At 70.4% G+C, this 10,314-nt stretch carries 8 protein-coding genes; 2 read left to right on the top strand and 6 right to left on the bottom strand.

Going from position 1 to position 10,314, the window contains the following annotated elements:
- Positions 1-2,375, bottom strand: a 2,375-nt coding sequence (locus D7X12_RS07595) for a hypothetical protein (RefSeq protein WP_208718869.1), incomplete at its 3' end; no start/stop codon positions are given.
- 166 nt (positions 2,376-2,541) lie between these two features.
- Between D7X12_RS07595 and D7X12_RS07590 the strand changes: the two genes are divergently transcribed.
- On the top strand, positions 2,542-3,201 hold the full coding sequence (locus D7X12_RS07590) for a single stranded DNA-binding domain-containing protein (protein ID WP_120624587.1): 660 nt from the start codon (positions 2,542-2,544) through the stop codon (positions 3,199-3,201).
- Positions 3,202-3,292: 91 nt separating this feature from the next.
- Here D7X12_RS07590 and D7X12_RS07585 read toward each other — a convergent pair whose 3' ends face one another.
- Positions 3,293-3,691, bottom strand: a complete 399-nt coding sequence (locus tag D7X12_RS07585) for a hypothetical protein (RefSeq protein ID WP_120624586.1) — start codon at positions 3,689-3,691, stop codon at positions 3,293-3,295.
- 121 nt (positions 3,692-3,812) lie between these two features.
- Between D7X12_RS07585 and D7X12_RS07580 the strand changes: the two genes are divergently transcribed.
- Positions 3,813-4,613, top strand: a complete 801-nt coding sequence (locus D7X12_RS07580) for a helix-turn-helix domain-containing protein (RefSeq protein ID WP_120624591.1) — start codon at positions 3,813-3,815, stop codon at positions 4,611-4,613.
- Between the two features lie 80 nt (positions 4,614-4,693).
- On the opposite strand, the gene D7X12_RS07575 is transcribed toward D7X12_RS07580, so the two are convergent.
- From D7X12_RS07575 to D7X12_RS07560, 4 genes are all read right to left on the bottom strand, one after another.
- Positions 4,694-5,650 carry a hypothetical protein gene (locus D7X12_RS07575; protein ID WP_147443563.1) on the bottom strand — a complete coding sequence of 319 codons (957 nt, stop codon included), beginning with the start codon at positions 5,648-5,650 and terminating at the stop codon, positions 4,694-4,696.
- 123 nt (positions 5,651-5,773) lie between these two features.
- Complete coding sequence (locus tag D7X12_RS07570) at positions 5,774-7,372, bottom strand: hypothetical protein (RefSeq protein WP_147443562.1); 1,599 nt, start codon at positions 7,370-7,372, stop codon at positions 5,774-5,776.
- Between the two features lie 65 nt (positions 7,373-7,437).
- Positions 7,438-8,175: a dienelactone hydrolase family protein gene (locus D7X12_RS07565; protein WP_120624583.1), complete on the bottom strand. Its 738-nt coding sequence runs from the start codon at positions 8,173-8,175 to the stop codon at positions 7,438-7,440.
- Between the two features lie 87 nt (positions 8,176-8,262).
- Positions 8,263-10,128 carry a peptidoglycan DD-metalloendopeptidase family protein gene (locus tag D7X12_RS07560; protein ID WP_120624582.1) on the bottom strand — a complete coding sequence of 622 codons (1,866 nt, stop codon included), beginning with the start codon at positions 10,126-10,128 and terminating at the stop codon, positions 8,263-8,265.
- Positions 10,129-10,314: the final 186 nt, after the last annotated feature.

Here is a 10,314-nt window from a genome sequence, read left to right as displayed (position 1 = left end):
GTGGGGGCGGTGGGCGTCCAGTCCGTCCCGGGCACGAAGACCTCGCGCTCCAGCTCCGGCAGCGAGTCCGGCTCCGGCGCGGGCCCCGGTGCGGGCTCCAGGGGCTTCGTGCTGTGGGCGTAGACGGTGGCCCGGCGGTAGTCGGGGCGCGGCGGGAGTGCCTGGTTCGCCACCTTCTTCGCCGGGTCGTCACTGCCGAGCTTCCCCGCGTACAGGTGCTCCATCAGCCCGCCGACGAACGGCGTCGTGGGGAACGCGATGTCGAGCCCCTTCGGCACGAAGGACGCGTCGTCGACGTAGTAGCCCGGGAGCGTCGCCTCGCCCGGGAGCAGCGGGTCGAACTCGCCGCGCAGGAGGACGCGGTTGCCCGCGGGGGTGGTGATGGGAATGCCCGCCCCGACCAGCGCCTCCGTGAGCAGCGTCCCCACGGCCTGCGCGCGCCGCGCCGCCAGGGGCGTGTTGAAGCCATCCGAGCCGAGGTCGTTGGTCCGGCCCACGATGAGGAACCGCACGTTGGCGTCGTACGCATGCCAGGGCCGCGCGAAGTCGGCGAGCGCGCTCCGGAACGCAGTGGGCGAGCCCCGGGCGCCCCCCTCCAGGAACAGGGGCGCTTCGCCCCCATGCGCCATGAAGAGGCTGAAGGTGGCGTCCGTGGGGCGCTCGACCGGGGAGGTGGGGGGCGGCTCGCTCCCGGGCGCGGGCGCCGTGAGGCCCGTCTTCACGGTGACGAGCGCGACCGTGTCGGACCGTGCGTCCACGGTGCCGCCCACCCCGAGCTGCGCCACGCCTTCCGCCGGCTGGATGGCGTGCACCGAGTGCCAGCTGCTCAGCGAGTGCGCCGGTTCGACGGAGAGCGCCTTCAGCCGGGTGCCGTCGCGCAGGAAGACGCCGGCCTCGCAGCCGATGACGAGCTCGCCGCGCTCGAGCAGTTGGATGAGGACACGCCGCTGGTGGCCGTCCGTGCGGGCCCTGAGCAGGTGGGGGCCCAGGGTCGCCCGGGCGATGGGGCCGGGGAGCTGCCCGCTCGCGCCGAGGGTGAAGGTGGAGCCCGTGAAGGTGGCGCGCTCGCCCGACAAATCCCAGCGCCATTGCGTGCGGCTGTCGTCGCTGGCGCTGAACACCAGGCCCGCCAGCTGCGCCGCGGTGCCGCTCACGTGGAGGACGTTGAGCACGCGCCTCCCGGGGCCGAGGAGCAGGTCGATGCGGGGGCCCTGCTGGGGCCTGCTGTCGACGAAGACGAAGCGGGTCATGCCCAGGCCCAGCGGCTTGCCGTCCTCGTCGGGAAGCCGGGCATTGAGCCGCAGCTCCTGGCCGGGCAGCGCGACGAGGTCCGGCGAAGTCAGCCCCTGGGCGATGCTTCCATCGGGGAGGATCCAGCTCACCTCCAGGCCCTGGGGCGGCTGGGGCAGGTGGGCGCGCACGCGCGGCGGCGCGTCTCCGGGCACGGCGACGCTGAAGCGGCGCGTGTCGATTTTGGTGAGGGGCAGCGGGGTGGGGTTGCCCTCCACGAAGAGCTGGACCTTGCCGGCGAGCGGATCCGTGTGGGCGGCGAGGTCGCGGCCCAGCTCCGCGTTCACCTCGAGCTGGAGGCCGAAGGGGCTGCCGAGCAGGAGGTCCTTGATGCCCAGCGACGCGCGGCCGAGGACGGGCGTGTTGCCCGGGAAGTAGAACGTGGCCTCGTCGATGGCGATGCCCTGCCAGGAGGCGCTCTGGCCGCGGGCGAGCACGGCGTCGGGGGTGACGGCGCTGGAGCTGTCGATGGTGACCTTGCGGACCGTGACGCCGACGTTGCCCATGACGAAGTGGGGCGGCTCGAACCCGCATTGGAAGACGGCGCCCGCGGGCGCGTCCGGGTCGAAGGGGTCGGGGCTGTCCACGAACCCGGTGTCGAAGCCGCCGTCGGGGCGCAGCTCGAAGCGGTAGACGCCGCTGGCGACCAGCCGGACCTTGCGGCCGGTGATGTCCTTGACGAGGTGGGCGGGGTGGACGCCCTCCGCCGGCACCAACTGGGCGGCGGTGAAGGGCATGGGGACCGACACCCGGTTGAGCAGCAGGTCGAGCGTGAAGCCCGTGGGCGCGGGCTCCACGGTCTGCCCGGCGCCGAGCGTGGCGCGCCGGAAGGCGAGCTGGAACGGCACGCCGTAGCGAAGGTCGGACGTGTCGACCTCGCGTCCATTCGTGGGGGGCAGGGTGCCCAGCGGGGAGCGCAGGGTGCCCTGATGGATGAAGGCGCTCGGGCTCTCCAACGTCCGGAGGTCGAGCACCGCCAGCTGTTCCAGCACCCGGGCGACGTCGGCGGGCACCATGGCGAGCGAGTCCGGAGGCGCCCACCCGATGAGGTCGAGAATGCTGATACCCCTGCGCAGGTCCGCCATGCCCAACCCCCAGGGGCCGGCATGGTGGAGGCCTCAGGTACCCGCTGCCATGTGCCCCCGGTGAGGTGCCTGTGTTGAGGACCGTGCCTTTGCCCAGGGTGTGACTGCGCGTGCGAGAACACCGGAGTACATGACTGGACGCACCCCGCAGACCCCGGAGTCACCCATGCACAAGGTACGGACGCAGTGGAATGTCGGGCTGGCCGCGCTGCTCGCGGTGGCGGTCCTTGCTGTTCCAGGCGCGGTCATGGCGAAGGGCCCGCACGGCTCCATCGCCGAGGCGCGCCAGCAGCCGCAAGGCAGCACGGTGACGGTGGTGGGCGTGGCGACGTCGTTCACCGGGGGCTTCTTCCCCAATGACAACGGCTTCGCCATCCAGGAGAAGAAGGTCGGCATCTACATCCTCGACTCGCTCGACGCGGACATCCAGGTCGGCCAGGTGGTCCGGGTGACGGGCACGCTGACCCAGTCCTACGGAGGGGTGCTCAGCGTCGCTCCGACCTCCATCGAGGTGCTGGGCACGGCGAACGAGCCCCGGCCCCACCCGGTGAAGACGGGCGATGTGAGCGAGGAGACCGAGGGCCGCCTCGTCCGCATCAAGGGCACCATCGTCAGCGACATCGAGGACGACTTCCCCTATGGGTTCAAGTTCGAGGTGGATGACGGCACCGGCCACACCACCGTGTTCGTCAATGCCGGCACGGGCATCGACGTGAGCGGGCTGGAGCAGGGCCAGCGCGTCGTCATCCAGGGCTTCAGTGGAGAGTTCCTCGGGGAGTACGAAGTGGACCCCGTGTTCCCGGAGGACCTCCGCGTCCTCCCCTGAGGACGAGGGCTCCGCGAGACGACACGCAACCGCTCACCGTCCTCATCACCGACGGCCCCACGCGGGGCCGCCAGGGCGCCCGCGCCGCCAGTCAGGTGGTGCGCCTGCTGCGCGAGCCCCGCGCGGAAGCGTCCCCCGCGAACTTGAGCGCGAAGACCCCGAGAACCGCGACGGCCTGGCCCACGACGAGCGCGACGCCGACGCCCGACATCCGGGGTGCGTACGCCACGAGGAGCGCTCCGCTGCCGAGCACCCACGAACCGTCGACCGCGAGGTGTACCCGCGAAGCGCGCAAGGGGACTGCCGGCTGGGCGGACACCCACGCATTGAAACCGGCCCAGGGCACCAGGAACAGCCCCACGCCGAGCAGGAAGGCCGGGGGCAGCGGCCAGCCGGCGAGCGTGGTGAGCGGCGTGGCCCAGGCCAGCAACACGGCGCCCATGAAGAGGGCGGCAAAGGCATCCAGGCGGTAGACGAGGCGGTCATTCATGAGGGGCACTTCCGGTATGCGGGTGAGCCCCGAAGACTCCCTGTGCCCGGAGCGCCCCGCAATGACCTGTGAGGGAAGTGCGGCGTCGGTCATCATCGGTCACCACGAGGAGGAGCCCCCGATGCGTGACGTTGGTGACAAGGACGCCCGGCGCGCCACTGCGCGACGGAAGGTCGCAGCAGACGCCGTCAGCGAGCTGGGCGCGCTGTTGAAGCAATGGCGCGCGTTGCGGGGCAAGAGCCAGCTCACCCTGGCGCTCGACGCCGAGGTCTCTGCCCGCCACCTGGCATTCATCGAATCGGGCCGGACGGCGCCCAGCCAGGACATGGTGCTGCGGCTGGCGGACGCGCTGCTGCTCGGGTTGCGAGAGCGCAACGTCCTGCTCGTGGCGGCCGGCTACGCGCCGCAGTTCGGCGAAGGCGCCTGGGACAGCGAAGAGCTGAAGGAGCTTCGTCAGGCGGCGACGATGATTCTCGCAGCGCACGACCCTCACCCCGCCCTGGTGCTCAACGCGGCATCGACGGTGCTCGACGCGAACGTCGGTGCGCTCACGCTGATGGGGGAGGGGCGAGATGCGCTCGGGCGAATCAACCTGATGGACCTGGTCTTCTCGCCCGGACGGGTCCGTTCGGCCATCGGGAACTGGCAGGAGGTGGCGGGCTTCCTGCTCTACCGGCTGCGGGAGAACGCCCGGCTGCGCGGCCCCCACTCCGAGGTCGCGCGCGTGCTGGCGCGCGTGCTCGCCTTCCCCGACGCGCGTCACCTCCCGCCAATGCCCGGCGGCTCAGGCTCCGTGCTGGTGCCGTTGACCTTCACCGTCAACGGCGTCACCTCGCACTGGTTCACCACGGTCACCACCTTCGGGGCGCCTCTTCATGCGCTGGCCGAGGAGATCACCATCGAGCAGTTTCACCCGCGCTGATCCGCCTCGCCCTCGGGTCCATCCATGGCGGCCATGCCGGGCACGGTGCCGCTCAGGCTGATGCAGACCTGGGCCGCAGCTCAGTAGAACTGTTGCACGCCCTGCGGCACCACGAAGTGTGGGGCGCGCTGTATGGCGGCTCCTTGAGCGTTGTAGCCCCCGGGGTGCTTTTGAACCGCGAAGTGCCAGTGTTGGTTGCCGTCCCGCCACCCCGCGATGAACGCGATGCCTGGGTTGGGTACGAGCGCGGGGTTGTCTCCGTAGCAGTACCGACCATGAAGTGCGGGGAGCGGACCCCCATTAGGGAGGATGGGAGTGGCCGCAATCGGCGGCACGCCGGCGACACCGGTCAGCGGATCCGGGCGCAAGGCCACCGACCGCACGAAGGTGCCCGGGCCCATGCGCGCCGTGTAGAAGGCGCGCTCCGCGCTGAGCCTCCGAGCATCGAAGGTGCCGCCAGCGAGCGCACCGCCTCCCCAGGCGGGCGGTGCGGCGACTCCGGCATCCCAGGCGATGTGGGTCACCCAGACGTTGGCGGCACCTCCAGCCCCCGCGGGTGTGGCCACGCTGAACGTGCAACCGCTGAACATGGCAGTGAAGAAGAAGTTGACGTTCGGATCATTGAGATGGAGTTCACGCACTCCGCTATTGGTCCAGGGGAGCCAATAGGCGGTGTACTTGTTCGTCATCCATCCCACCGGATTCCCGACACGGGCGAGCCCGACCTTCATCACCTGAAGTGCTGCGTATTTGGTGAGCGGGTTGTTGAAGTCCAGGCCCGTCGGGACCGCCGGCCCCAGCGCTTGATCGAAAGACTGTCCGGCAGGGATGTTGCCGCCGAAGGCTCCCCCGATGAGGTCGAACGTGAGCACCATCGGATCCGGACGAGCATAGACGTTGTTACCGTCCCAACGCCCTTGCCCCAGGTCCATCACGCAATGGCAGGTCGGGCACGGTTGGCTCGGGAGCGTGACCAACAGCAGGCGCTTCAGGAATGCGACCGGGTCCGCGTTGAATTTCTTGTTGAGCCCATGCATGGAGGGAGAATAGTAGGAATTGCATTAAAATCAACAAAACCTGTATTCCTGGAGCCGGTGCTCGGAGCGGCAAGGGGCTCGTGGCAAATCCAGTTCAATTTGAACGCAGGCCGTGGCCTTCTGTCATGGCCCGGGGGCCCGGACGTACTTCCAGAACGTGTAGCCCGGGACGCGCAGCCACGGCTCGGGTTCACGGTGGAACTTCACCCCGTGCAGCTCGCGCTCCAGCGGCGCCGGTGGGCTCTCTCCCTCCGTGGGCTGGACCCAGACCAGGTCCCGCGCCGCCTTCATCGTGGGGATGAAGAAGGGCGTGCGCTGGTACTCCTCCGGCGAGGGAAGGGGCAGCAGCTGCGAGGCCAGCGGTTGCAATCCCGCCAGCTGGTAGACATCCCAGTAGCCCCCCATCATCAGCCGCCCCGGCGCCACCTGCGCCACCGCCAGCGCCGCGTCCCTCGCGCGCGCAGAGTCTGGCTTCACCTCCGACGGGCCCCGCCAGATCAACGCCGCCACGGCGAGCGCCGCCACGGCGAGCGCGCCCGCCGTCCGCAGCACGCCCTCCGACACGCGCGCCGCCAGCCACGCCAGCACCAGCACCCCCAACGCCACCAGGGCCAGCGCGTGCGCGGGCGCGAGGTAGCGCAATGAGTAGGCATTGAGCCGCACGTGCGACACGGCCACCAGCAAGGGCAGCTGCGCCAGCGCCGCCAGTCCACACCCGAGCGCCAGCCAGCCCGGCTCGGACAGGGACGCCCACGCGGACCACCCCCGCCGCCCGTGGCGCACGGCCCACGTCGCGGCGATGCCCAGCAGCACGAGCAGGACGCCCGCCAGCGGCACGGGGCCCGTCCACAGCAGCGCCGTCACCTGTCGCAGGTTCTCCCAGAGGTGCCCCCGGTCCAGCGCTACCGTCGTGCGGAAATCATGGCCGTGGTTCCGTTTCGCGAACCGGTGATACAGCCGCCGCAACTGCCGCTCGAACGTCCCGCCCACCACGAGAGGGATTGTCGCCGCCGCGAACCGGTGCCAGCCCGTGAGGCCCCGCGCCCGGGCCCGCAGCACCTCGACGCCCAGGAACACGACGAGCGAAGGCAGGCTCGAAGTCGATATCCAGACGGTCAGCGCGGCGGCCAGCGTCGTCGCCATGCCCCAACCCCAGACACCCGGGCGCGTGCGCGCCTCCATCAAGCCCCGCAGCCCCATCCAGGTCCACGCCAGCATCGCGAACTGCCAGCCGTAGGGCTGGGAGATGTCCAGCAGGTACGGGCGCACCTCCTCCGGAAGCGCCAGCACGAGCGGCACCAGCACGCACAGGCCCACCGCCACCACGCCCTGCCGCGAAAGCCACGCCAGCGGGAAGATGGACGTCCACGTCGCCGCGATGAGGACCGCCGCGAGCCCCTCGGCCGCCCAGTCCCGGCCACCTATCAGCCGCGCGAGCAGGAAGGGCCACGCGCCGAAGCGGTCCTGCCCCAGGTAGTACGCGAAGTAGAGGTCGACGCGGGGGGCGCGGGCCATCACCAGCGGGATGGCGCCGTCGGACGAGAAGGTCGGTCCCCACGGGCTGCCCGGCAGCAGCCACGTCACCGCGAGCCACAGCGACAGGGCCCAGCACCCGAGCCCCATGGCCCACGCGAAGCCCCGCTTCAGGCCACGTCCTCCCGAGGGCTCAGGGGGGCTCGGCGGGCTCTGGCGGTGCACGTCGGGGGAAGGGGGCGCGGGCATCGGAGGCATTCGCGCGGGAGGATGCGCCAGGAGCCCGCCCAGGGCCAGCACTCAAGCCCGCGCGCTCAGGACTTCAGCGCCCGGCCGAACAGCTCCTGGAGCCTGCGCCAGTGCGTCTCGGCGGCTTCCGCGTGGTACTGCGGCCAACGGTCCACCGCGTAGCCGTGGCTCGCGCCGGGGTAGAGCTCGGACACGTACCGGACGCCGGAGTCCTTCAGCGCCGTCTCCAGCGTCTCGATGGCATGGGCGGGCATCGAGCTGTCCTTGTCCGCGTGGCCGAAATACAGCTCGCCCTTCACGTGGCCCACCAGCCGGTGGGGGCTGTCGGGCGCGTCCGTGACCAGGTGCCCGCCATGGGACGAGGCCGCCGCGCCAATGCGGTCCGGGAAGTACGCGGCCATGCGCACCGCGAGGCCGCCGCTGAAGCAATACCCCGCCACGCCCATCCGGGTCCCCTTCACCGAGGGCTGCCGGGCGAGGAAGTCGAGCTCGGCGGCGGCGTCCAGCTTCTGCCGCTCGGGCGTCAGGCTTCCGATGAGGCCGTAGATGCGCTTGCGGAAGACCTCGTCCGCGAAGGTGCCCTTGAGGTCGAGCCGGGAGGCATGGCCCTCCCGGTAGAAGAGGTTGGGCAGCAGGACGACGTAGCCCGCCGTCGCGAGGCGCTGCGCCATGGACTCGAAGGCCGGCCGGACCCCAAAGGCATCCATCAGCATGATGACGGCGGGCCACGGGCCGGCGCCTTCAGGCTGGAACAGCTTCGCGTCCATCACTCCATCCGCGGTCTTGATGTCGACGTCTTGCATGGGGCACGTCTATAGCAGGGATGCCGCGCCTCCCCCCGGGGCGCGGCATCCCTGTCTCTACTACTCAACGCCCGTCAGGCGGGGCGCTCAGGGCAGGACGACGTTGACGCGGGAGGAGCCGAAGCCCTCCATCTTCCAGACGCCGTTGTCCAGGCCGCGCACGTACGGGGTCCCCTGGAACACGGTGAGATCGAAGGCGCGGATGCCGCCGGGGTGCTCGGCCCAGGTGCTGCCACCCGTCGAGGACCAGAGGCCGTCATTGGCCCCGATGCCCCACAGCTTGCCGGAGGTGCCGTCCACCGCCAGCCGCTTGAGCGTGGTGGTGGCGGGCAGCTGCACGAACGAGGAGCCGTTGTGCTTCCAGACGCGGTCATCCATACCGATGATGTACGCGATGCCCTGGGCGACCGCGATGTCCTTGCCCGTCGAGGAGGTCGGGGAGTTGGCGCTCCACACGAGGGTGGAGGGGTTGAAGGCGTAGACCTTGTCGTCCAGGCCAATGGCCCACACCTTGCCGGTGGACTCATCCACCGTGATGCGCCTGGCCGTCTGCGTCGTCTGGACCCAGCCCGCGCTGGTGCCCCGGTAGACGAAGTCGTTCGTCCCAATCACATACGGAGTCGTGGCGGTGACGGCGATGGCCTTCGCGGCGCCGCCCGGGTTCACGTCCAGGTAGACGCCGGTGTCGACGGGGATGCTCAGGCGGTCGTTCGTGGTGAGGACCGCGTCGTTGTTGCGCACGACCCACAGCTGGCCGTTGGTGCCCAGCGCGAAGTCGTTGACCACGGCGTTGCTCAGCACCCGGGGCGGGCTCGCCGAGGGCCAGATGAGGGAGTTGATGTGATGGGGCGCCGCGCCGCTGGGGATGCCCACGCCGTCCATCGGGGACCAGGGCGCCAGGTGCTCCATGCCGAACCACGGGGTCAGCGCCGCCTGGTCGATGGCGTAGGCGCCGTCGAGCGGCAGGGGGCGCAGCGGGCCTCCGCACTGGGGGGACCACAGCGTCGAGGACTTGTTCGACGCAATGGCGCCGATGTGGAGGTGCGGCTTCGAGGAGCTGCCCGAGTTGCCCAGCAGGCCCAGGAAGTCGCCCACGCGGACCACCGCGCCCACCGTCGTCAGGCTCGGGTTGAGCGAGCCGGCCTGCATGTGGGCGTACCCGACCACATACGTGCCGTTGTCGATGATGAAGCTGTTGCCGCCGCCGTGCGACGCCGGGTTGACGGAGCCCACCGGGAAGTTGGTCGGGTCGGTGTTGACGAAGGACTTCACCGTGCCCGCGGTGGCGGAGTAGATGGGCTTGCCCCACTGCCGGTAGTGCTCGTTCTGCGAACCGTCGGTGCCGGGGAGCAGGTCGGACCAGCCGGAGCCCGTCCAACCATAGATGCCCACGTCATGGGCGAAGAGCTGGCAGCCCTGGACGCTGGTGCCGTGCACCGCGCCCATGCCCTGCCAGTACTCGTGGGGGCGCAGGTCGCCCACGCGGCCCCAGAAGTGGTTGCTGCCGGAAGGCGTGGGGGCCTGGTAGGCGGCGAGCGTGAACGTCTCCATCAGCGGGGTCGGGTAGCCCGTGAAGAACAGCCGCATGCGGATGATGGAAGGCGCCGGGTTCGGCAGGATGATGTTCTGGGGGGTGCTGAACGACCAGTTGCGGACCGCGTTCGCGGGCACGACGACGCTGGTGCTCATGGCCGTGAGCAGCGTCGTGCCGGGAAAGTCGATCAGCACCGAGGTCAACGTCACGGACGTCGCCTGGTTGTTGCGCAGCGCCAGCGCGAGCGACACCTGATGGCTGGGGCTCCCCCCGAGCGTGGGGGCCGCCATGGTGAGGTAGCGGATGGCCCCTCCCTCCATGGGTTCGTAATAGGTGGTGACGTCCGGCGTCTGGGCGAGCGCGAGCGGCGCCCACAGGAGACAGGGCAACAACAACAGCAGGGTGCGAAGCTTCATCATGGTCTCTGGGAGTCCTTGTGTCGGGAGCAGGCCCTCCCCAGAGCAACACGGGTGCCAACGCGCGTGACGGGCGCGCTCCCCCGGAAGCGACCTCCAGGACGGCAAGCGTTGCCGTGTTCGGGGCCGGGAGGGCCGGCAAGGTCAGCCACTTCCGGCCGCAATTGCCGGGTGGAAAGAAAGGGGTGA

Origin of the sequence: Corallococcus sicarius (genome assembly GCF_003611735.1) — a bacterium.
Classification (GTDB): Bacteria; Myxococcota; Myxococcia; order Myxococcales; family Myxococcaceae; genus Corallococcus; species Corallococcus sicarius.
This window is presented reverse-complemented; position numbering and strand designations above follow the sequence as displayed.